Origin of the sequence: Thermococcus sp. ES12 (genome assembly GCF_012027515.1) — an archaeon.
Taxonomy (GTDB): domain Archaea; phylum Methanobacteriota_B; class Thermococci; order Thermococcales; family Thermococcaceae; genus Thermococcus; species Thermococcus barossii.
This window is the reverse complement of sequence record NZ_SNUP01000002.1, coordinates 354,757-375,878: the sequence shown is the minus strand read 5'-3', so window position 1 is coordinate 375,878 and position 21,122 is coordinate 354,757. Positions and strand designations below refer to the sequence as shown.

Below are 21,122 nucleotides of genomic sequence, written 5' to 3'. Positions count from 1 at the left end.
CTTTCGGAAACTTCCGAAAGTTTTAAATATGCGAAACCTTAAAAACCTTTTGTCAGTTGATTGATACACCCCACTTCGGCGATGGTATAAATCGAGGTGTTGGTTATGGGTGTGGAGGAAGCCAAGAGGATAATCATGAATCACTTTGCCCAGGCCGCGAGAAGGTTTGGCTTCAGCGAGCTCTACGGCTACATCTACGGGGTTCTCTTTCTTGCCAGGGAGCCGATGAGCCTGGCCGAAATTGCTGAGGCCACAGGCTATTCTCTCTCCCACGTCAGCACAGCACTCAAATTCATGGAGCGCATAGGGCTGGTAGTGAGGATTAAAAAGCCCGGCGACAAGAAGGCGTATTTCCGCGCCACCAAGCTCCTCAAGGACTGGCGCCAGGCGGCATACTACGGCAAGATAATGGAGGACATACAGCAGACGCGGGCCAACCTTGAAAGGGCCTTGAGGGAGCTGGAAGGCGAGGAAGGTGAGGAGGCTGAGTCAATACGCGAGAGTATAACCTTCGCAATGAAGAGAAATGCCCTCGCCGAGAGGATTCTGAGGTTCCTTATCGAGCACGAGGACGAGGAGGTCATGGAGAGGTTGCTCGATTGCCTTGAATCCGGCGGAAAGCGGTAGCTTTAAAACCGTCCTTCGGTAATCAAATCGGGTGAAATTATGATGGCGTCACTCTCATCTCTCCTGTGGGCTTTCTGGTACATACTGCCAGCCTACGTCGCCAACGGTTCGCCGGTCTTGGTCGGGGGCGGGAGGCCCATAGACGGTGGCAGGAACTGGAGAGACGGGCGTAGACTTCTCGGAGACGGAAAGACCTGGAGGGGCTTCTTTGGAGGCCTTGCCTTTGGCACGCTGACGGGGGTCGTGCAGTACTTTCTCACCCCGGGGTTTTACGGAGACCTGAGGACGGCGGCCCTTCTTGCGTTTCTCTTGTCTCTCGGTGCCCTCCTCGGGGACCTCATCGGGAGCTTCCTCAAGAGGCGCGCGAACCTGCCGCGCGGGGCCCCGGCAATAGGCCTGGATCAGCTGGGTTTCCTCATAGCCGCCCTTGCACTGGCGTACCCCGTCAAAACCCTGAGCTCCGGTCAGATAATCCTTCTTCTAATCGTCTCGCCGTTTATTCACTGGGGGGCAAACTACTTCGCCTATAAGATGGGCTGGAAGAGCGTGCCGTGGTAGCAGAACCGTCCAGCAACCCTTTTTAACTCCCCCTCCAACTCTTTTCGGTGGTGGGCATGAGGATTAAGGTTCGCTATTTCGCCAGGTTCCGCTCCATCGTTGGTACCGGCGAGGAGGAGCTGGAGGTTCCCGAGGGCATAACTGTCAGGGAGCTCATAGAACTGCTGAAGGAGAGGCATCCGGTTCTGAAAACTGAGGTCTTCGCCGAGGACGATGATCTGGCCGATGTCAACGTCTCCAGAAACGGCCGCTACGTGGGGTTTGATGACGTGCTGCAGGATGGAGACGTGGTGGCCCTGTTCCCGCCGGTGAGTGGTGGTTGATATGCTGAGCGATAGGGAGCTTGAGCGCTACGATAGGCAGATAATGATCTTCGGTACGGAAGGGCAGGAGAAGCTTAAAAGCTCAAAAGTGGCCGTCGTTGGAGTCGGCGGCCTCGGAAGCCCTGTGGCCTATTACCTGGCCGCGGCAGGGATAGGCACCATCCTCCTTGTGGACGAACAAACGCCAGAGCTGAGCAACCTCAACAGGCAGATACTTCACTGGGAGGAGGACATCGGAAAGAACCCCAAGCCCCTCTCCGCGAAGTGGAAGCTGGAGCGCTTCAACCCTGACATAAAGATAGAGACCTTTGTAGGGCGGCTGACGGAGGAGAACATCGAAGAGGTTCTGGAGGGTGTTGATGTAATCGTGGACTGCCTCGACAACTTTGAAACGAGGTTTCTGCTCGATGACTACGCGCAAAAGGCCAGGATACCCCTGGTTCACGGAGCGGTCGAGGGAACATTCGGACAGGTCACCACGGTGGTGCCGGGGTTCACAAAGAGCCTGAGGGGGATATTTCCAAACGTGAGGGGAAAAAGCGGAAAGTTCCCGATACTCGGGGCGACCGCCGGGGTCATCGGAGCGATTCAGGCGATGGAGGTCGTGAAGCTCCTCACCGGAATCGGCGAGCCGCTCCTCAACAGGCTGCTCATAGTCGACCTCGCCTTCAACACCTTCGACGTCGTTGAGCTCAGGTAGAGGGCTCCGTGACCTTTCTCTTTTCGTTCACCGAGGTTATGGCTATGGTCTCGCTCCACGAGCCGTCCTGGGTTATCGTCATCTTCCCTATAGTTGGGTCGTCTATCGAGGTCACGGTGCTGACAGAGAAGCTTATCCGCCCCCCGATTAGATTGCCACCGTCGAAGTACAGCTCAAGGAGACCGTTCTCTACGCTCACCTGGGTATCCTGGGTTGCGGCGAAGTACATCATGGCCAGGGGGACAACCTCCTGGTCGCTCAGATAATACCTGAGCACGAGCGTCTTGCCCTCCTCCCTCTCGTCCGGGGTTCTTCGGAGGTACTTCTTCGCCAGGCTCACCAGGTTGTACCTCCACATGAAATCCGCCGTTGCGGGATCGCTGGTCTTTATCCATCCCATAGGAGTTTGGATGTACGTCACGTTGCCGACCACGATGCGGGAGGTGTTGGTGGAGGCGTTGTCCGGAACGCTGATGGTGGTGGTGTTTATCCAGGCACTCCACGATTCGAAGTCCATGTAACCAGTTTCCCTTATTGCGAGCGTTACGTTGTCCCTTTGCGTTAGGTTTGCCTGCTTCACAACAACGAGCATGGAAATCTCAGCGTTGGCCGTGTAGGTGAACTGCTCTATTCCCGAAACTCCAGCGAGGAGCTCGTCCGTTGTGATTTTGGTGGGTGTTTCGGTTGGAGACTGCTCCGTTGTGGTTGAGGAAATGCTTTCCGTCGTGGTCGTGGATGGGGTGTGCTCCGTTTGCTGAGATGTCGTCTGGCTCGACGTCGTCGAGTCATTGCTCCCGATACAGCCGGCCGTAAGTCCAGTGACGAGGATTAGAATGAGAATTACGGAATATTTTTTCATTTCAACCACCCACAGTTTCTGGAGGCCAAATCACTTAAACCTTTTTGTTAACCCGGCATCTTTTAATTTGGTAGGCCGTAGTTTTCATGGGGATGGGAATGAAGGTCCGGATTACCAAAGAGGCGTTCGACCTGAACGAGGCGCTGGGATACATAACCCTCCCGGAGGCCGGTGCCTACGTCTTCTTCCTGGGTAAGGTGCGTAACGAGAGCCATGGCCGGCGGGTTAAGAAGCTCATCTATGAAGCCTACGAGGATATGGCGGAAGCCGAGATGGAAAGAATCAGGAGGGAGGCCCTTGAGAGGTTCCCAATCCTGGACATGCTGATATGGCATCGCCACGGGGAGCTTGAAGTCGGTGAGGACACGATACTCATCATCGCCAGCGGAAGGCACAGGAAGGAGGCGTTTGAGGCATGCATCTGGGCCATAGATGAGGTTAAGAAACGTGTGCCCGTCTGGAAGAGGGAGGTCACGGATGAGGGGACCTTCTGGATAGAGGGGGACAGGCCGGTGCCCGATAGATAACCCGGAAATTTTCCATTTTTTGCAGACTACTTCCAGTAGTGTGCAAAATCGGAATAGAAAAAGTATATATATGATTTCGGCGTTTCTTTCCACGGTGAGGGCCGATGGAGAAGGTAGCTTACGATGCATCTCATGCCGTTGAGGTGGGAACCGCTCTCAACATAGCTTCCATTGGAAAGCCCCCCTGGAGCCACAGGGCCCACAACGGGAAGCTTGAGCGTCTCATCGTTCAGCTCGGTGCAGGGATGGGAAGATTCTCGGAGATTACTGGGATACCCCGTTCTGTGGGCTGCATAGGAAACAACTCGTTCATACTCCGCCGCGAGCCGCTGAGTCTGGAGCGGGTTAAGGAGCTGATACGGGAGTTTAAAGAGCTCGGCGGTGAAGAGCTGTGGCTGACCAACTACGACCGGGTTAAATACATGACCAGCGTTGCCTCGTACGCGGTTGAAATAGGCGTTCCTGAGGTTTATGCCGTCGTTAGGCTTGAGGATGTGGATTCAATCGAACCCATTGACGGTGTTCGCTTCATAGCCGAGTTCGAGTACTCGCCCGAGAACTTCCACCGGCTTGAGGCCCACAGCTGGCTCCATGGTGCACTAGTGGTGGTGCAGGGCTCACACCTGGATGAGCTTAGGGGCCTCAAGACCACCTTTCCCGGGGAAATATACGTTGACGTGCTCTTCCCCGGCTCGGCGAGAAGGCTTGACTTCAACGTCATCGAGGTCAAGAGGATACTCAATCCAAGCGTTGAGAAGTACCACGACTGTCTCGCCGGCACGCTGGCAATAACCGCCGACGGTTACGCCCTTCCCTGCCCGCTCCTGAGGAACTACGTGGTCGGGGACGTGAAGGAACTGGGCATAAAAAAAGTGCTCAGGAAGAAGAGGCTCAAAGCCTTCTGGAAGATGACGAAGGACAGCATTGAGGCCTGTAGCTCCTGTCCTTTCAGGTACATATGCCATGACTGCAGGGCGCTGGAGTACCAGGCCACTGGTGAGATCGATGGTCTCGAATACTGTCAGATAGCCTTTTAGAATTCAAGAATGGAGCGATAGCCGCTTCCATCCTTTTTAACCATTCTGGCGTACCGGGTTCGGGCGTTTTTATCGTTGAGCTCCTTAAAGGTCGGTTCAAAGTACTCTATCAGGAGTTTCTCAACATACCCGCTGAACTCAAGGACTTTGCTCCCCAGGTCTTCCTTGGAGGAGAAGTACCATTCGAAGATGTAGCCGTAACCCGGTAGAACACCGACCATGATTTCATACTCCTTAAACCGTTCAAGAACACTCTCGTCGAGCTCCTTCGTGAGCCCGATAACTGCCCTGTCGTGGACGTTCATGTCTATCATCGGTACGAATTCGAGGAGTATGTCTTCCTCCCTGAGCCGGTTTATCATGTACCTAACCGTGGGCCTGCTTTTTCCAAGCTCCCTGGCTATTTCCGTTATGGGTGTTCTTGCGTTCCACTTGAGTATGTCGAGAAGAGGAGCGTAATCGTAGCTTAGATCCCAGTTCCCAAAGTTGTCATCGCCGTCGTATGGATAAGCCCTGGCCTCGTAGTATTCATAATCGTCCGCATACTGTGAGAGGAACTCGTCTATCTTATCCCTCTGGTCGTCGGGAGTGTAGAAGATTATAGACAGACCGTTCTTGAATCCGTAGCCCGGGTTCATGTAGCCTATGAAGGGGTTCTGACTCATTCGAACCCCGACTTCCAGAAGCCTGTCGGGAGGAACGGTAAGGAATGCAACGTACGTTCGCAGACCAAGGCGCTTGAGACTTATGATTGCCGACACGGTGAGGTACTTTCCGTAGTACTTGTCGTACAGCCTTTTAAGCCTGTAGTAGTCTATCCCTTCCTCCTCGGCTATTTTTTTGAGACTGTCGAGAGGGTGTTTCTCCAGGATTTCAACGAGGAATTCGAGCTCTTCCATGATGGGTTCGCCCATTTCACCTCACCATGCCTCTGCACGAAAAGGTTATATCATCATTGGATATTAAACCCTTCCGGTGGTGAACATGGTAAAGATAGATGTCGTGGACATAGAGAAGCCCGAAGGGGTGGAAGTGATAATCGGCCAGGGGAACTTCTCCATCTTCACCGTGGACGACCTCGCCAAGACCCTTCTCACGACAGTTCCAGGCATAAAGTTTGGTGTGGCTATGAACGAAGCCAAGCCGCAGCTGACGCGCTTCACCGGCAACGACGAGGAGCTTGAGAAGCTGGCCGCCAAAAACGCCCTCAAGATTGGTGCCGGCCACGTCTTCGTGATACTCATGAAGAACGCCTTCCCGATAAACGTCCTCAACGCCGTCAAGAACCACCCAGCCGTTGCGATGGTCTACGGTGCCAGCGAAAATCCGTTCCAGGTGATAGTGGCAGAGACCGACCTCGGGCGAAGCGTTATCGGCATAGTGGATGGAAAGGCCGCCAACAGGATCGAGGACGAGGAGCTCAAGAAGGAGCGCAGGGAGCTGGTCGAGAAGATTGGCTATCGGATAGACTGAAACCTTTTTATTTCCAGTTTCCACTTCTTCCCGGTGGTTCGATGAGGCTGGCCTTTATCACTTCTAACCCAGGGAAGGTCGAGGAGGCGAGGAAATACTTTGAACCCCTCGGCGTTGAGGTTTATCAGCTCAGGATGGAGTATCCGGAGATACAGGCCGATGCGCTGGAGGATGTCGCCCTCTTCGGCGTCGAATGGCTGAGCAGTAAAATCAAGGAACCCTTCTTTCTCGATGACTCTGGGCTTTTCATAGATGCCTTGGGTGGCTTCCCCGGTGTCTATTCCGCCTACGTTTACAGAACGCTCGGGATAGAGGGAATCCTCAAACTGATGAGGGACGTAGCGAACAGGAGGGCCCACTTTAGGAGCGTCATCGCATACTGGGACGGAGATGCCCATCTCTTCACGGGCAGGGTCGATGGTGAGATAACGACCTCTCCCAGGGGGAGTGGCGGCTTCGGCTTTGATCCGATATTCAAACCTCTGGGATTCGGGAAGACTTTCGCCGAAATGACAACGGATGAGAAGAACCTCGTATCCCACAGGGGACGTGCCCTCCGGGCTTTCGCTGAGTGGCTAAAGGAAAACCTTAAATAAGGCTATCGTTCCAAAGTTAACAGTTATAGTTGAACGAATGACGAAGGGGGTCGCGATGGTAGCCTCGCTGGATGGCACAGATTTAAGGTTGTTGAGGGAACTCAAGGAGAACGCCAGGGAAAACATAGCGAGTCTAAGCAAAAAGCTGGGGATACCCAGGACTACCGTTCACTACCGCATCAAGAAGCTGGTTGAGGAGGGCGTGATAGAGAAGTTCACGGTTAAGCCAAACTACAAGAAGCTCAACCTTGGAACCACCGCATTCATACTCGCCCGATACGAGCCGGATTCAGGTTTAAGCCAGAGGGAAGTGGCCGAGAGGATAGCGGCCCTCGAGGGCGTCTATGAGGTCCACATAATAGCCGGTGAATGGGATCTGCTCATAAAGGTCCGCGCCCCAAGCTCCGAGGAGGTCGGAAAGATAGTCGTGGACAGGCTCAGGGAGATAAAGGGTGTCGGACAGACTGTTACGATGGTGTCCTTCGTTACAGTCAAGGAGGAGCTGTGAAGGCCGGGGCGATGATCGGCGTTCTCCTTTCTGATTTTCATGATGACGCGAGGAAAGGTGAGCCCTACATCACGCAGCACTCGTAGATTATCTCGACTTCCTTCACCGTCTTCGCCCATTCGATAACCTTTCTTGGAGGGTTCGTCAGCCTGTCAACACCTGCCAGAACTGCCCCCCTGTCGAAGTCAAGCCTCCACTTCCCCATGGGCCTCATGCAACCTATGCTCAGCTCGCCGTCGAAGCGCTCGCGTGCGTATTCAACTACCCTCAGGCTCTCCTCAACTGAAGGCTTCGAAACGTTCTCCATCTCGGTTCCCTTCGTTGGAATGAGAACGTCCAGAACGAGGACGTCTATTGGGTATTCCGTGAGCAGGTCTATCGCCCTGTACTCCCAGCCGATTCTGCCGAAGTCAAGGCCTATCGTTATGTGAGGCGCCACCCTCACCCCGGTTTCTGTGAGCAGGTCGAGGATTCGAAGGTAGTCCCTGACGGTCTTGTCTATCCTGTAAACGCGCCTTATCACGTCATCGTCGCCCACGAAGTCGAGGGAAACAACGTCAACGTATCTCAGCCACTCTAAATCGCTCTCGTCTATGAAGCCGACGTGGGCGTTGAGCTTTAGGTTCGTCCGTTTCTTTATCTCCCTCAGTTCGTCGAGGTACTTATCAATGGGAACCTTGAGCCTGGAGTCCATCCCTCCGCTGAGGAGACATCCCAGTCCACCCGAGCGCTCCAGGTTAACGCAGAAATCCAGGAGTTCCCTCTTGGTCGGCTTTTTCATTCCCTCAAGGTAGTGTCTTCCGCAGTGGGCGCAGTTCAGCGCGCAGTAGTTGCCCGTGAGTGAGATAGAGGGGAATTTGATGCCCGGGATGTAGATTTTGAGTTTTTTGGGCATTCAGTTCCCTCCCTGGGGGTTGTAGGGGGCCGAGATTTTGAGCTTTTTTCGTTCTGTCATTCAGTCTCACTCCCGCCTTGGAAGTCCGCCCTCCCTCTTAAAACCCTGACTGGACGTTTCTGTTTCATCGAAGGTCAGGAGGAACCTGAGGTAGAACAGCTTCCCAAGTATCGCGAGAACCGTGAAGGAACCCAGTATGGGCATGGCCAGAATTGCCAGAAGCCACGTTAGCTCCCCGGCGTTTGCGAGGGCCGGTAGAAACGGCACGGCCGCCATGAGGAACAGCACGATGGAGTTAAGCCTTGACATCCAGAGGCTCATCTTCAACCCCCTGATCTTCCAGAGGACGCTGTTCCTTATTCCGACAGCAAGGTAGTTTATCCCGGCCCCAACGAGCGCCACCACGGAGGTTACCACGAACTCCTGCGGGCCGAAGGGGAAGATGTTCTTTATGACGGCGGAATAGGTGTAGAAGGCGGAGGCGAGCATTAGAACCCACGAAAGGGCCCTGAGGAGGTAGGCAATGGTGAACCTCTTCACAGCCCACCGTCCCAGCCTCCTGCTCACAAGCTCTGTCATGCCGATGTAATAGAGGATAGTCGAGGCCCCGAGGCAGGCTATGGAGGCGTTGTAGGACTTTGAAGCCAGGAGTACCGCGGGCAGGAGGAACAGCTCCGCCAGAATCAGTAGCGGTCGGGGCCTTAGGAGCTTCTCCAGTCTCATCTGCTCCACCAAAATTAAGGAAAGGGGTCAGAGGAAGGGGTTGCGGAACTTCCTGCCCGGATAGACCGCTATCCCCTCCAGCTCCTCTTCGATCCTGATGAGCTGGTTGTACTTTGCATTTCTGTCGCTCCTCGCCGGGGCGCCGGTCTTTATCTGGCCGGCGTTGATTGCCACTGCGAGGTCCGCTATTGTTGAATCCTCGGTCTCGCCGGAGCGGTGGGAGACGACGACGCCGTAGCCGGCCCTGAAAGCGGTGTAAGCGGCATCTATCGCCTCGCTCAGCGTTCCAATCTGGTTCACCTTGAGGAGCAGAGCGTTGGCCGCGCCCATCTCGATGCCCTTCCTTATCCTCTTCGGGTTGGTGACGAAGAGGTCATCACCGACTATCTGTATCTTGCTTCCCAGCTCCTTTGTTATGAGAACGAATCCTTCCCAGTCCTCCTCGTGGAACGGGTCCTCGATGGAGACTATCGGGTAGCTCGATACCAGCTCGCGGTAGAGTTCGAGGAGCTCACCCCTGTCGTACTCCTTCCCGCCAACGACGTACTTGCCCTTGTCCGGGTGGAAGAACTCGCTGGAGGCGGCATCGAGGGCGAAGGCTATCTCGTCGCCGGGCTTGTAACCGGCCTCCTCAATGGCCTTGATGAGAACCTCGAGCGGCTCGGTGACTTCCTTCATCGGGGGGGCGAAGCCGCCCTCGTCGCCAACGTTGATGGCGTTTTTACCATAGCGCTCGGCAATGACACCCTTGAGGACGTGGTAGGTCTCGCTGACCCACCTTATGGCTTCTCTGAAGGAGTCTGCGCCGACGGGCATTATCATGAACTCCTGGAAGTCGAGCTCGTTGCCGGCGTGAACACCTCCGTTGATGACGTTGCTCATCGGGACCGGCATGACGTAGGCGTTGGTCCCGCCTATGTACTGGTAGAGGGGCAGTCCGAGCGCGTTGGCGGCAGCCTTTGCGACGGCGAGGGAAACACCCAGCATCGCGTTGGCCCCGAGGTTGCTCTTGTTCTCGGTTCCATCCAGCTCAAGCATGAGGCTGTCTATGTCCCTCTGCCAGGTGACGTCCATGCCGACTATTTCGGGCGCGATTATCTTGTTCACGTTTTCAACGGCCCTTCTAACGCCCTTTCCGAGGTAGCGCTTTCCGCCGTCACGGAGCTCAAGGGCCTCGTGGGTGCCCGTTGAAGCGCCGCTCGGAACGGCAGCGCGCCCCATGCTTATCGGTGTGTAGACCTCGACCTCGACCGTCGGGTTCCCCCTGCTGTCCAGTATCTCCCTGGCAACGACCGCGGTTATCTCAAAGGGGTTCTCCATCTCAATCACCTCGGGTGATATTCCCTGCAGGGCATATAAAGGTTTTAGCTTCAATCCGGGCCGAAGCGATGAATAGGCGTATATATCTGGCCGTCGTAGTCCATACGGTGAGAAAATGAAGAGGGTTCTTGGGTTCGTGATCCTTCTGATGCTCACGGTGACTCCCCTCGTGAGAGCCTGCATAACTCCCGCCGATTCCTACGCCGTTGAGGTCGTTCTGAACAAACCGGGGATATCTTATGATCTCTCGCGCTTTAATGCGGCACACAATGTCCTTCCAAAAAACGGGGCCTTTATCTTTCGCTCTCACTACGACGGGAGGCTCTACGTCGTTGTCTGGAACGAAAGCGACGGCCTTCACGTGAGGGTTGGAATTCCCCTTGAGTGGAGGACATACAGTATCTCGCGGGCGGCCTTCAACGCCTCGCTCCTCGTTACCAAGGACGCCATTGAGCGCCTGAAGGCGGAGGGATGGAAGACCTTAGACAATTCCACGTTTACCCGGAACGGGATCACGATAGCACTTGTTCCCGTAGGCGGCGAGTGCACCTCCGACGCCGACTGCGCAACTGGGGGATGTTCCGGCGAAGTTTGTGCTCCCAAAAAGGAGGCCATGGAGATCGTGACGCCCTGCGTCTATCGTGAGTGGTACGACTGTCTCTCGCTGACGAACTGTGGCTGCGTCAACGGCATCTGCACGTGGAAACCGAACGATGATTTTGAGTCCTGCCTGAGGGAACACGGGGTTGAGCCTTCGAGGGTCATCAGGGCGGGCACTATAAGGGTGGAAGTCGTGGCGGTGAATAAGGACAGGGAAGAAGTTGAGGGGGCGGTTAAGGACTTCCTTGGGGCTTTTGGAATATCCTGCGATACCGTCCTGTCCTTTGTTGAGGATACCGGCAGGGAACCCGTCCCCAGGGTTGATCCCGGTACAGTGAACGCCTCCGCCGCTGTAAGGACGGAGCTGGAGTGGCTGAAGGAGGGCGACATCGTTAGGATAGATGAAAACGATATCGCCAGGATAGCCGTGCTTGCTCGGTGGGGATTCGCAGGCCACAACTCAAAGATAGGCTGGTACGAGACGAAGGACGGAACCCAGGCCTGGATACCGTATCACAGGAGCAGAAACCCGGAGCTGGTGAGGTGCTTCTCCAGGGTATCAGCGACCTACGATATCCCCAACGGAACCGCGTACTTTGGCCCGACGGCGACGGCTCCCCCATCTGCCTCCGAAACTGCCCAGGGAGAGTCGGGCGGTGTCTGCGGACCAGGTGCTGTGGTTCTGCTGACGTTGCTGGTTGCCCTCACAAGGAGGAGGTGAACTTTTAAACCTCCCCTCCAACTCCATTCCATGGACTGGAAGAAGAGCCTTCGGGAGGAGGGCTTCGTCGAGGTTGATGGCTTTCGAATAGAGCTCAGCCTGGACAACACATTCATGGACATTGACTACATTCCGAGGGTTCTGTTCTATGACCCGCCAACTGGTAGGTGGCACGTTCTCAGGAACCCGATTCCGAAGGGAAAAACGCTTGAGGAGAGCTGGGACCGGGCCGTGGAGGTTCTTGAAAGAATACTGGCCGGTGACGAGCGGCCCATCCTGGACGATGACGCTGTTGCGGAGAGGTTCGTCGAGTTTCTCAAACGACTTGAAGATTCTACACGATAATGTTGTTTCCCCATTTTGTGGCGAGATTTGCCAATAAATCAACGAAGATTCAATGAAACTCTGCAGATTTTCCGATAAGTTGCCCATTTTTGAGGAGAAAAAGTCTAAATACCTTCAGGAAAAGTAGTTATTGGTGATGATTATGGATGATCACATCGATGTTGCCAGGTATATCGACCATACGAACCTCAAACCCTATGCTACCGCTGATGACATCAGGAAGCTCTGCGATGAGGCCATAGAGTACAACTTCTACGCCGTCTGTGTGAACCCATACCGCGTCAAGCTCGCCAGGGACTACCTGAGGGAGAAAGGGGCGGACGTCAAGGTTGCCAGCGTCATCGGCTTCCCCCTTGGGGCGACGCCGACAGAGGTGAAGGTCTTCGAGGCGAAGAGGGCACTTGAGGACGGTGCCGACGAGCTGGACATGGTCATCAACATCGGCGCACTGAAGGATAAGGACTACGACTACGTCAGGAAAGACATAGCCGAGGTCGTTAAGGTGGCGCACGAGAAGGGCGCCAAGGTCAAGGTCATAATCGAGACCTGCTACCTCACCGAAGAGGAGAAGGTGAAGGCCTGCGAGCTGGCGAAGGAGGCCGGGGCGGACTTCGTGAAAACTTCAACCGGCTTTGGAACCGGCGGGGCAACTGTTGAGGACGTCAGGCTCATGAGAAATGTTGTCGGTCCAGAGATGGGCGTTAAAGCCGCCGGCGGAATCAGGACGTACGAGCAGGCGTTGGCGATGATAGAGGCCGGGGCGACGAGAATAGGAACCTCCAGCGGTGTGAAGATCGTGGAGGGGGCCAGGAATGCAGGGGATTAACGAAATTCGGGACATCCTCGGCAGGGCCATCGAGGAACTCCGGGAGGAAGGGCTTGAACCCGATATACTCCTCGTTGGACCGGGTTTCCTTGAGTACGCCGCGGGGATGCTCCGGGACTGCAGGCTGAAGATATACAAAATCGAAGAGCTTGGCTACGACGCCGTCGTTGCCGATTCAAAGTATCTGGGGCAGATGAAGAGGGCATCGCGGAGAATCTCCGTCGAACCCCTCCTGAAGGAGAGTGAAATGTGGGAAGAATTGAAGAGACTGGAGGTTTAGATTAAGTCCGCAACCTCCGGGTACCTCTTCTTTATTATCGTTGCCAGTCCGGTGCCCACGAGGATGCCCGTTACTGCCTGGAGTATGTTTCCGGGCACCTCGGTGAGCGCCGCCGGAACGCCGAACATGTAGGCTTCGAAGAGGAAGTAGCCCGAGACCATTATGATGCCGCCGACGATGCCCGCTATGACCATCGTCGAGACGTTGTCGCTCCTTCTGGCTATGTAGCCGATGGCGAGGCCTTCGAGGCCCTTAACGACCAGCGTTATGGGGGCCCATCCCGCGTAGCCACCCATGATGTCGCCGAGGGCCGAGCCAACACCGCCGGCGAAGACGCCCACGACCGGGCCGAAGACCATGGCCGAGAACATGACCATGGTGTCCCCGAAGTTTATGTATCCCCCTGTGGCGGGGGTTGGAACCTTCACAAGGTTCGTTGCTATCGCCACAACCGCCGCCAGGATGGCGGAGAGGGCTATTGTCGCCGGTGCCTGGTACTCCCTTCTCTTTGCCCAGACGTACGCGAGGAAAATGACCACAGCACCCCCGAGCACGTAGTGACCGTACGGTTCGAGCATCTCGGTCAGGTCCACCATGTTCACCACCGGAAGAATTTCAAGTTATAACTTTAAAAACTTGACTTTTCCTCTTTCCAAGTCCTGCCCTTCGGGGCGGGGAAGTCGGTTTGTTGAAGTCACAAGTGAGGAGGTGGATAAGAAAAGGGAGAAAATCACTGGAGAGCGGCCTTGAGGCTCTCCTCGAATATCTCCATGGCGACGTCGATTTCCTCCTTCTTGATGGTCAGCGGCGGTATAAAGCGTATGCTGTTGTCGCCGCAGCCGAGGAGTATGAGCCCGCGCTTGACGGCTTCCTTGACTATCCTGTCCCTCAGCTCGGGGTTCTTCTCCTTGGTGTCCTTGCTCTTGACGATCTCGACCGCCTGGGCGAGACCCAGACCGCGTGCATCGCCGATGACCTCGTACTTCTCCTCGAACTCCTTGAGGTACCTGTGGAGGTAGTCTCCAACTTCCTGGACGTGCGGGAGGAGCTCCTTGACTATCTCGACGACCTCTATACCGGCCGCTATGGCAACCGGGTTGCCGCCGAAGGTCGAGGCGTGCCTGCCCGGCTTGTCGAACGCTATATCTGCCCTGTGGACGACACCGGCGAGCGGGATTCCGCCGCCTATGGCCTTACCGAACTGGATGGTGTCGGGTGCAACGTCGAAGTGCTCGATGGCCCAGAACTTTCCGGTTCTTCCGACGCCCATCTGAACCTCGTCGTCGGCGAGGAGGATTCCATAGTTGTCCGCTAACTTCTTCAGCTCCTTGAAGAAGTTCTTCGGCGGGACGACGTAGCCGCCCTCACCCTGTATCGGCTCGAAGACTATGGCTCCAACCTCGTGGGGCGGGACGTGGCGGAATACATACTCCTCGATGAACTCTATGACCCTGTTAACGAGCTCGTCCGGCTCGGCGTAGCCGTCTATGTGCCAGGGGTTCCTGTAGGGGTTCGGATAGGGTATGTGTTCAACTCCCGGCATGGTCGGGAAGAACCTGTCCTGCTGGACCCACTTGCTGGCGGTGAGCGAGAGAACGGCCTGGCTCCTTCCGTGGAAGGCGTGGTAGAAGGCTATGAACCTCTTCCTGCCGGTGCCGTACTTGACGAGCTTCATCATGGCCTCGTTTGCCTCGGCACCGCTGTTCTGGTAGACGACCTTCTTCGGGAAGTCTCCGGGAGCGAGCTCGGCTAACTTCTGGGCAAGAACGACCGCGTTCTCGTAGAAGAAGTCGTTGAGTGCGAAGTGGGTGAACTTCTCGCTCTGCCTCTTTATGGCCTCCACAACCCTCGGGTGGACATGCCCAACGTTCAGAACACCAACGCCGCTCCCGAAGTCGTAGAAGGTGTTTCCGTCAACGTCGTAGACGAGGATTCCATCCCCGTGGTCGATGACTATCGGGAGGGTCTCGGGATCCTGGGTGGTAACGGCTAAAGCCTCGAAGTTCTTCTCAATAACCTCCTTGGCCTTGGGTCCGGGGAGTTCTTTAACGTTCGGTCTAACCACCATGTGCATCACCGATGGGGGATGGGGCTTATCCTATATAACCCTATGTTCATCAATGAACATCTTTGACCGAAGAATTTTCGGGAGAATGCGTGAATGCCTCGATTCTCAAAACAGCAGTCCCGAAAACACCGAGAAAAAAGAACGAGGGGCAGTGGGAATCACTCGATTACCTTCGAGTTCCATTCCTCAAGGAGCTCCTTGGCGGAGTTTGCAGCGATGGCTCCCTGGCCTACAGCTACCGCTATCTGCTTGAAGACGTTGGTTATATCCCCTGCCGCAAAGATGCCCTTGACCTTGGTGCGCATCTGCATGTCCACCGGTATGTACCCGTACTCGTCGGTTATGCCGAGGTGCTTGACGAAATCCGTTTTAGGCTCGTAGCCGATGAATATGAAGACCCCATCGACCTTCATCTCGGTCTCTTCTCCGGTTACGCGGTTCTTCAGCTTGACCGCCTCGACCTTGCCGTTTCCTTTGATCTCTGTGACGACGGTGTTGAGTATCGCCGGAATGCCGCTCTCCTTAAAGCGATCCTGCAGTATCTTGTCGGCCCTGAACTTGTCGCGCCTGTGGACGAGCGTGACGTCAACGCCGATGCTCTTCAGATAGAGCGCCTCCTGCAGGGCGGTGTTTCCGCCACCGACGACAATGACCTTCTTGCCCTTGAAGAGCGGGCCGTCGCAGGTGGCGCAGTAGGAAACGCCCCTTCCTGTGAATTCCTCCTCGCCTGGGACGTGGAGCTTCCTGGGTGCTGCTCCAACGGCTATTATTATCGTCTTCGCCTTGTACTCCTTGCCGTTCTTCGTCTTCACCGCGAACTTACACGGCCCCTCGTAGTAGGCGCACTCGGTCGGGTCTATTCTCTCAACCTCGTCGAAGATGACATCAACTCCGAGGTTCTTAACCTGCTCGTGCATCCTGCTGGTCAGCTCTGAGCCGCTTATTCCCTCGGGAAAGCCGGGGTAGTTCTCTATCAGGTCCGTCAGGGCCATGTTTCCTCCGAGGTCCTTGCTGATGATGATGGTATCGAGGCCGAAGCGCGCCGCGTATATGGCGGCGGTAAAGCCGGCTGGACCAGCGCCGATGATGAGCACATCCCATGTCTTGTTCTCGTACTCCCCTCCACGTGAGAATCCTCCAAGGCTGAACATCTCTCCCACCTCCGGGCTTTCCTAACGTGGACTATTTAAAAGCATTATTGCCCGGGAATGTGTATTCGGCTCACAACCCTGGTCCGGGTTTCTAGAGCAGCGAGACCTCCCGGTCGAGTATCAGGTGGAGCGTGTAGCCGCTGAATGCCGCGAAACCCGCGAAGAGTGCCTCGCCCCTGCCCAGTCCGAGGCCGAACTCGACGAGTGCGTAGCCCAGCAGGCCGTAAACCGCCGCGAAGAGCAGGGAGTGGACTATTCCCCGGTGCTTCGGCATAACCCATGTGAACGCGAACCAGGCCATTAAAGCCGCCAGCGCCCCAAACCCCCAGGCCGCGGTGACGTTGAGCCAGGGTTCGCCGATGTTTATGGAACCAAAGCTCTGTATGAAAACCGCGCTTCCGACCGCGACGCTCACTATCGGCTTCGTCCCCCGGTGTATCAGCGCGTTGGGATGGTCCATGTCCGGTAAATCGCTGCCAAGGACGTAGAGGGCGTAGCCTATGACCATTGCCGTCGTGCTGAGGACGAAGGGTACGCCAGCGTGGTCCCGGAGCATGAAGGCGATAAAGATGGCGAGCGGATAGGTAACTATGCCGCTCAGGAGATGGACGTCGTAGTTGGGCATGGGCTATCACTCTTCGCCTTTCTCGGCCCCTTCCTCTTCAAGGAACTTCCTCACGTACTCCGGAACCTTGTAGTTGCCCTTGGGGTCGCCCACCAGGAAGCCAAGCCTTATGAGCTCGTTGAGCTGGTCATAGACCTGTATCCCCGGTCTCTTGACGACCTTCGCGACCTGGATGTAGCTCACCGGCCCGCCGTTGAACTCGAAGACTATCGCCTCCACAAGGTCCTTATACTCCTTCGGAATCCTCGTGAGATACTCCTCAAGGCTCTTCGGCTCCTCGAGTATGGTGGTAACGACGTAGTCGTCTATCGGGTCAAACTTGTGCTTCGCCGCCTCGCTCAGAACGTAGTGGAGCAGCCTCAAAATCTGTCTGGGGTTGCCCTTCCCAAGCTCGTGGATTAGTTTCACCGCCTCCTCTGTGAAGGGGTAGAGCGGATTGTCCGTGTCCTTTATCCTTACCCTGTTGAGCCTCTTCTTCACCAGCTCGTAGGCCTCGTCTATGCTCATCGGTCTGAGCTTGAACTCGTAGTGGAGGCGCATGAAGAAGGCCGGGAATATCTTGGTGTACTCCTCGTAGGCCTCCGGAACGCAGGCGAAGGCGACCACACAGCCCTGCGGCATGTTGCTTATGAAGTGCCTGAGCATCTCAAAGAACTGTATCTTCTCCCTCTCGCTCGCGGTTTGCATGTTCTCAAGCTCGTCGAGGAGGAGGGCGCAGTAGGGGTATTTTCCCATCTGCTCTGTCAGAAGCTCGGCTATGTCCCTGCTCTTGTACTCGTCCCTGCTACTCAGCATCTTCTCCAGCCTGTCTATGAACCCGAGCTTCCTTGAGAGGTTTTCGAGGAATATGTTTGTCCTGCTCTTCGGCGGCTTGAGGGCGTAGAATATGTCCCTTGTGAGCTTGAGGATGTCGTTGGTGTCCACCTTGACGTATATCGCCTTCCCCCGGTTCTCCTCTATGGCCTTGGCTATTGTCTTGAGCCTCTGGGTCTTGCCCATTCCGAGGGGGCCGACGATGCTCATGGCTATCGAGCTCTTGTTTCCTATGACCTCGGAGATTATCATCTGAAGGCGCATGTCTATCTCCTGATAGACGTGTATGCTCTCGACGTCGGCTATTCCCTCACTCGCGAGCTGCTCAAAGGGGTTCCGAGAAAGACCGTAAACTTCGTATGACTGGTAGGGATAAAGCTTAAGGCCACCGGCTTCCATTTTAACTCACCGCATAGTTTAGGAACGCGAAATATAAAAACTTGTCCATCGGTGAGCGGAGATGACGATTCTTCTCGTTACGGCACCGCAGGGACGCGAGGGGGATGCCATACTGGAACTGGAATGGGCGCTGGAAAAGGTTCGGGTGAGGGGAACCGACTGGAAAGGCGTTCTCCTGGCCGAAACGCCCCTGCCGAAGAGGGAAGCCCTGGAACGGTTGAGGAACTTCGAAACTCAGGCGATACAGAGGGTAGTTCCCCTGGACTTAATCGTGCCAGCGAGGAGGGAGGAGATAGAGAAGGCCGTCCTTGAGTTGGCGGGGAGAATAGAGGGTACCTTCGCGGTGCGCGCCAGGGTTCGGGGAAACAGGAGGCTCTCAGGGAGGGAGCTTGAAATCGGCCTCGGTTCGCTCGTGGTCGGGCGTTTCGGTCTAAAAGTCAACCTTGGCGATCCGGACTACACGCTTGTGGTTGAGGTTCTTGGAAAGAAGGCGGGAATCGGGCTGGTTGGGAGGGGTGAGCTCCTCCGCTTTGATGTGGTCGGGTGAAGCCTAAAATAGGATGAAGCCGAATTCATAAACATGAACATCAAGCGAGTTTCGTATCTGGTTATCGCCCTGGTCGTGGTTTCCTCCGTCCTCCTTTTCGTTAAGCCCTACGTTATCTGGCGTGAAGGGGGTGAGAGAATCTCAGGCGAGGTTGTAGTTCTTCCCGAACCGAGACTGGCCGGAGAGATGAGCGTTGAGGAAGCGATAGCAAGGCGGAGGAGCATTCGCTCGTACAGGAACGAGCCTTTGACTCTTGAGCAGCTCTCCCAGCTCCTGTGGGCGGCGCAGGGGATAACCGACCCCAGGAAGTACCGCTCGGCCCCGAGTGCGGGAGCAACCTATCCCTTTGAGGTTTACGTCGTGGTCGGGAACGTCGAGGCCCTTGAGCCTGGAATCTATCGCTACGACCCCTTCAACCACACCCTGACCCTGGTGAAGAGGGGTGACTGGAGGAAGGCCCTCCAGAAGGCAGCACTGGACCAGTCGTGGGTCGGGAGGGCGGCGGTGGACATCGTCTTGGTGGCATTCTATCGGAGGACAACCTCATACTACGGCGAGCGGGGAGTTAGATACGTCCACATGGAGGCCGGGCACATAGGTCAGAACATCTACCTGCAGGCGACCGCCCTGAAACTGGGAACCGTCGCGGTGGGGGCCTTCTACGACGACCAGGTTGCCGAGATAATAGGAACCGAAGGTGTCCCGCTGTACATATTTCCGGTGGGTGTTCCCGGTGGTTAGCCTGGACCACTACACGCTTGGTTACGCCTCCTTTGCCCTTATGAGCCTGGCCATGCTCAGCGGGGCAATGATATTCCTTTCAAAGCGCAGGGACGTGTGGATAAAGGTTCACATAGTCATCAGTGTGATGGCTTACCTCGTCATGTTCCTCGCAATATGGCTCGTTAGATGAACCTAAAGCTTATTAGCCCCGGCGGCCATTTCTACGGGGGGATTGGAATGTACGACGTTCATGAGGTCGTTGAGGCCCTTTCGAAGCTGAGCTACCGGGACGTCCTGGCGTACTGGATAGAGGGGGAAAGGGAGGAGGCGAAATTCTACCGCGAACTCGCGAGACGTGCCCGCGACCTGGGTCTTGGCGAGGAACTGGTGAAAACCTTTGAAAAGCTGGCGCAGGATTCGCTGAACCACGCCACCGAGCTTGAGGTTGAGTTCAGGAAGACCTACGGCGACGTTCCGAGGAGCAGCCTTCCCCCACTTGAGGTGCTCCCGGTTCTCGATGAGTTCGAGAGGGCCGACCAGCTGGAGGAGATCTTGAAGGCGGCGATGGAGAGCGAGATGATAGCCCACGAATCCTACAGGCTGCTCGCGGAGAAGGTTGACGACGAGAGGCTGAAGGTGCTCTACTCCAAACTGGCCGAGGTTGAGCGCGGACACTACGAGTTGCTCCGGAGAAGGTACGAGGAGTTGGTAAAGGGACGGGGATAAAACTTCGAAATCCGATTCAAAAACGCCCATTCCTTTGATAAATCCTTTGTCAGCTGCCCTTTTCTTCCAGACGACTTTTATAGACGGTTGTGCCAAAGCCCGTATAAAACCTGTCGGGTATGTTATACCGGGTGAGCGGGATGGTCGATCTTGAAGGCCTGTCTTTCCTTGAGGAACTTCCGCTGAGGGAGCTTCTCGCCCATTGGATATTCCTGGAGGGTGACAAGGCCCTGCTCTACGAGAAGCTGGCCGAGAAGGCGAGGGGCATGGAAGTCGAGGGGGCCGTAGGAGACATGTTCAAACTCCTCGGCCAGGAGGCAAGGAGACACGAGAAGAAGCTGAGAACCCTCTACACACGGAAGTTCGGGGCGGAAATTCCAGAAGTCCACGGCCCATCGCTGGAGGAGCTCTCGGATATAAGGGAGCTTGAGAGTGAGAACGACGTTTTTGCCGTTCTTAAATGTGCCCTTGAGCTGGAGGAAGTCGCCGAGAGGGTTTACTCGATTCTGGCCGAGAAGGCCGACGACGAGACCCTGCGGGCCATCTTCTCCTACCTGGCCTCGACGGAGAGGCTTCACGAAAGGGCGGTTGAATCCCTCCTCAGAGACTACGATTACAGAAATGGGATGGGAAAAGAGAGGATGGAGGCTTAGCTCACTGGCCCGCTGACTCCACTGCCTCCTTCACTTCTTCTTTGGGCGGCTCCCTCGCCTCTGGGGGTTCCTCTATGAGGTTGTCGCTGTACTTGTCGTAGTCCGCTATCAGGAACTCTTCGCTCATTCTCAGTGCCTTGACGGCCTTTTCCTCTCCCGGGAACTTCTTTCCAGGGCAGACATCAACGCAGAGGGCACAGAACATGCAGCGCGAGACGTAGTGTCTTATCTTTTTCAGCTCCGGAATCCACTCCATGGCGTCAGCTGGACAGACCATTATGCACAGCCTGCAGCCTATGCACCTCTCCGGGTCGTAGACGAGCTTTCCCCTGAACCCCTCCGGGACGGGAACCGGCGGGTTTATCTGGGCCTCGCCCTTCTGAACCTTCTCTATTAGGGCTGTGACGTTTGCAGGGGCGTGCTTGACTGGGAAGGGATTTGTGGCGGGCTTTTTGACGAGCTGCTTGAGCAGGACGAACATCATCTTGTTAACCATGCT

The 21,122-nt window shown here is 55.8% G+C and carries 29 protein-coding genes; 18 read left to right on the top strand and 11 right to left on the bottom strand.

Annotated features, from left to right (window positions below):
* Window positions 1–105: 105 nt before the first annotated feature.
* From E3E37_RS06885 to E3E37_RS06870, 4 genes are read left to right on the top strand one after another with little or no spacing between them, the layout of a single operon-like run.
* Window positions 106–627: a GbsR/MarR family transcriptional regulator gene (locus tag E3E37_RS06885; protein ID WP_167716010.1), complete on the top strand. Its 522-nt coding sequence runs from the start codon at window positions 106–108 to the stop codon at window positions 625–627.
* 42 nt (window positions 628–669) lie between these two features.
* Window positions 670–1,185, top strand: a complete 516-nt coding sequence (locus E3E37_RS06880; RefSeq protein ID WP_167716369.1) for a CDP-2,3-bis-(O-geranylgeranyl)-sn-glycerol synthase — start codon at window positions 670–672, stop codon at window positions 1,183–1,185.
* A 56-nt stretch (window positions 1,186–1,241) separates the two neighbouring features.
* On the top strand, window positions 1,242–1,508 hold the full coding sequence (locus tag E3E37_RS06875; protein ID WP_088865478.1) for a ubiquitin-like small modifier protein 1: 267 nt from the start codon (window positions 1,242–1,244) through the stop codon (window positions 1,506–1,508).
* A 1-nt stretch (window position 1,509) separates the two neighbouring features.
* On the top strand, window positions 1,510–2,208 hold the full coding sequence (locus tag E3E37_RS06870) for a ThiF family adenylyltransferase (protein ID WP_167716008.1): 699 nt from the start codon (window positions 1,510–1,512) through the stop codon (window positions 2,206–2,208).
* Here E3E37_RS06870 and E3E37_RS06865 read toward each other — a convergent pair.
* Window positions 2,201–3,067, bottom strand: a complete 867-nt coding sequence (locus E3E37_RS06865; RefSeq protein ID WP_167716367.1) for a hypothetical protein — start codon at window positions 3,065–3,067, stop codon at window positions 2,201–2,203. The two genes, E3E37_RS06870 and E3E37_RS06865, sit on opposite strands and share 8 nt — an antisense overlap.
* Window positions 3,068–3,165: 98 nt before the next feature.
* Between E3E37_RS06865 and E3E37_RS06860 the strand changes: the two genes are divergently transcribed.
* Together E3E37_RS06860 and E3E37_RS06855 are read left to right on the top strand one after the other, a co-directional pair.
* Complete coding sequence (locus E3E37_RS06860) at window positions 3,166–3,594, top strand: molybdenum cofactor biosynthesis protein MoaE (RefSeq protein ID WP_167716365.1); 429 nt, start codon at window positions 3,166–3,168, stop codon at window positions 3,592–3,594.
* A gap of 104 nt (window positions 3,595–3,698) precedes the next feature.
* Complete coding sequence (locus tag E3E37_RS06855) at window positions 3,699–4,631, top strand: SPASM domain-containing protein (protein ID WP_167716006.1); 933 nt, start codon at window positions 3,699–3,701, stop codon at window positions 4,629–4,631.
* Here the strand turns inward: E3E37_RS06855 and E3E37_RS06850 are convergent.
* The gene (locus tag E3E37_RS06850; protein ID WP_167716003.1) at window positions 4,628–5,545 is read right to left on the bottom strand and encodes an Lrp/AsnC family transcriptional regulator; all 918 of its coding nucleotides are present in this window, start codon (window positions 5,543–5,545) and stop codon (window positions 4,628–4,630) included. The two genes, E3E37_RS06855 and E3E37_RS06850, sit on opposite strands and share 4 nt — an antisense overlap.
* A gap of 70 nt (window positions 5,546–5,615) precedes the next feature.
* Here E3E37_RS06850 and E3E37_RS06845 point away from each other — a divergent pair, with 70 nt between their 5' ends.
* Genes E3E37_RS06845 through E3E37_RS06835 form a run of 3 tightly spaced genes read left to right on the top strand, consistent with a single transcriptional unit; the run spans window position 5,616 to window position 7,208 of the window.
* Complete coding sequence (locus E3E37_RS06845) at window positions 5,616–6,104, top strand: adenosine-specific kinase (RefSeq protein ID WP_167716363.1); 489 nt, start codon at window positions 5,616–5,618, stop codon at window positions 6,102–6,104.
* A gap of 41 nt (window positions 6,105–6,145) precedes the next feature.
* Window positions 6,146–6,700 carry an XTP/dITP diphosphatase gene (locus E3E37_RS06840; RefSeq protein ID WP_167716002.1) on the top strand — a complete coding sequence of 185 codons (555 nt, stop codon included), beginning with the start codon at window positions 6,146–6,148 and terminating at the stop codon, window positions 6,698–6,700.
* Between the two features lie 55 nt (window positions 6,701–6,755).
* Window positions 6,756–7,208: an Lrp/AsnC family transcriptional regulator gene (locus tag E3E37_RS06835; RefSeq protein WP_088181277.1), complete on the top strand. Its 453-nt coding sequence runs from the start codon at window positions 6,756–6,758 to the stop codon at window positions 7,206–7,208.
* A gap of 64 nt (window positions 7,209–7,272) precedes the next feature.
* Here E3E37_RS06835 and E3E37_RS06830 read toward each other — a convergent pair whose 3' ends face one another.
* From E3E37_RS06830 to eno, 3 genes are all read right to left on the bottom strand, one after another.
* Window positions 7,273–8,103 carry a radical SAM protein gene (locus E3E37_RS06830; RefSeq protein ID WP_167716000.1) on the bottom strand — a complete coding sequence of 277 codons (831 nt, stop codon included), beginning with the start codon at window positions 8,101–8,103 and terminating at the stop codon, window positions 7,273–7,275.
* A 66-nt stretch (window positions 8,104–8,169) separates the two neighbouring features.
* Complete coding sequence (locus E3E37_RS06825) at window positions 8,170–8,826, bottom strand: hypothetical protein (RefSeq protein ID WP_167715997.1); 657 nt, start codon at window positions 8,824–8,826, stop codon at window positions 8,170–8,172.
* Between the two features lie 27 nt (window positions 8,827–8,853).
* Complete coding sequence (gene eno / locus E3E37_RS06820; RefSeq protein WP_167716361.1) at window positions 8,854–10,146, bottom strand: phosphopyruvate hydratase; 1,293 nt, start codon at window positions 10,144–10,146, stop codon at window positions 8,854–8,856.
* 115 nt (window positions 10,147–10,261) lie between these two features.
* On the opposite strand from eno, the gene E3E37_RS06815 reads away from it, so the two are divergent.
* From E3E37_RS06815 to E3E37_RS06800, 4 genes are all read left to right on the top strand, one after another.
* Window positions 10,262–11,467 (top strand): CGP-CTERM-anchored Cys-rich protein, encoded by a 1,206-nt coding sequence (locus E3E37_RS06815; protein WP_167715995.1) that lies wholly within the window; start codon window positions 10,262–10,264, stop codon window positions 11,465–11,467.
* Window positions 11,468–11,497: 30 nt separating this feature from the next.
* The gene (locus E3E37_RS06810) at window positions 11,498–11,812 is read left to right on the top strand and encodes a hypothetical protein (protein WP_167715993.1); all 315 of its coding nucleotides are present in this window, start codon (window positions 11,498–11,500) and stop codon (window positions 11,810–11,812) included.
* Between the two features lie 142 nt (window positions 11,813–11,954).
* Window positions 11,955–12,638: a deoxyribose-phosphate aldolase gene (gene deoC / locus E3E37_RS06805; RefSeq protein ID WP_167716359.1), complete on the top strand. Its 684-nt coding sequence runs from the start codon at window positions 11,955–11,957 to the stop codon at window positions 12,636–12,638.
* A complete protein-coding gene (locus tag E3E37_RS06800; RefSeq protein ID WP_088865464.1) occupies window positions 12,625–12,918 on the top strand; it encodes a family 4B encapsulin nanocompartment shell protein in 294 nt (97 codons plus the stop codon). Before deoC ends, E3E37_RS06800 begins: the two co-directional genes overlap by 14 nt.
* Here the strand turns inward: E3E37_RS06800 and E3E37_RS06795 are convergent.
* From E3E37_RS06795 to E3E37_RS06775, 5 genes are all read right to left on the bottom strand, one after another.
* Window positions 12,915–13,514 carry an ECF transporter S component gene (locus E3E37_RS06795; RefSeq protein WP_088865463.1) on the bottom strand — a complete coding sequence of 200 codons (600 nt, stop codon included), beginning with the start codon at window positions 13,512–13,514 and terminating at the stop codon, window positions 12,915–12,917. The genes E3E37_RS06800 and E3E37_RS06795 overlap by 4 nt on opposite strands.
* 134 nt (window positions 13,515–13,648) lie before the next feature.
* The gene (locus E3E37_RS06790) at window positions 13,649–14,986 is read right to left on the bottom strand and encodes an ornithine aminotransferase (RefSeq protein ID WP_167716357.1); all 1,338 of its coding nucleotides are present in this window, start codon (window positions 14,984–14,986) and stop codon (window positions 13,649–13,651) included.
* Window positions 14,987–15,144: 158 nt separating this feature from the next.
* The gene (gene trxB, locus E3E37_RS06785) at window positions 15,145–16,137 is read right to left on the bottom strand and encodes a thioredoxin-disulfide reductase (protein ID WP_088865461.1); all 993 of its coding nucleotides are present in this window, start codon (window positions 16,135–16,137) and stop codon (window positions 15,145–15,147) included.
* A gap of 91 nt (window positions 16,138–16,228) precedes the next feature.
* On the bottom strand, window positions 16,229–16,762 hold the full coding sequence (locus E3E37_RS06780; protein WP_167715991.1) for a metal-dependent hydrolase: 534 nt from the start codon (window positions 16,760–16,762) through the stop codon (window positions 16,229–16,231).
* Between the two features lie 6 nt (window positions 16,763–16,768).
* On the bottom strand, window positions 16,769–17,974 hold the full coding sequence (locus tag E3E37_RS06775; RefSeq protein WP_167715989.1) for an AAA family ATPase: 1,206 nt from the start codon (window positions 17,972–17,974) through the stop codon (window positions 16,769–16,771).
* Between the two features lie 61 nt (window positions 17,975–18,035).
* On the opposite strand from E3E37_RS06775, the gene E3E37_RS06770 reads away from it, so the two are divergent.
* From E3E37_RS06770 to E3E37_RS06750, 5 genes are all read left to right on the top strand, one after another.
* Window positions 18,036–18,521, top strand: a complete 486-nt coding sequence (locus E3E37_RS06770) for a THUMP domain-containing protein (protein ID WP_167715987.1) — start codon at window positions 18,036–18,038, stop codon at window positions 18,519–18,521.
* A gap of 33 nt (window positions 18,522–18,554) precedes the next feature.
* Entirely contained in the window at window positions 18,555–19,262 is a 708-nt protein-coding gene (locus E3E37_RS06765; protein ID WP_167715985.1) for a SagB/ThcOx family dehydrogenase, read from the top strand.
* Complete coding sequence (locus E3E37_RS06760) at window positions 19,255–19,434, top strand: hypothetical protein (RefSeq protein WP_088865456.1); 180 nt, start codon at window positions 19,255–19,257, stop codon at window positions 19,432–19,434. The genes E3E37_RS06765 and E3E37_RS06760 overlap by 8 nt, the downstream gene beginning before the upstream one ends.
* A gap of 47 nt (window positions 19,435–19,481) precedes the next feature.
* On the top strand, window positions 19,482–19,970 hold the full coding sequence (locus E3E37_RS06755; RefSeq protein ID WP_088865455.1) for a ferritin family protein: 489 nt from the start codon (window positions 19,482–19,484) through the stop codon (window positions 19,968–19,970).
* A 140-nt stretch (window positions 19,971–20,110) separates the two neighbouring features.
* Window positions 20,111–20,623, top strand: a complete 513-nt coding sequence (locus E3E37_RS06750; RefSeq protein ID WP_240921948.1) for a ferritin family protein — start codon at window positions 20,111–20,113, stop codon at window positions 20,621–20,623.
* Window position 20,624: 1 nt separating this feature from the next.
* Here E3E37_RS06750 and E3E37_RS06745 read toward each other — a convergent pair whose 3' ends face one another.
* Complete coding sequence (locus E3E37_RS06745) at window positions 20,625–21,119, bottom strand: 4Fe-4S dicluster domain-containing protein (protein WP_167715981.1); 495 nt, start codon at window positions 21,117–21,119, stop codon at window positions 20,625–20,627.
* Window positions 21,120–21,122: the final 3 nt, after the last annotated feature.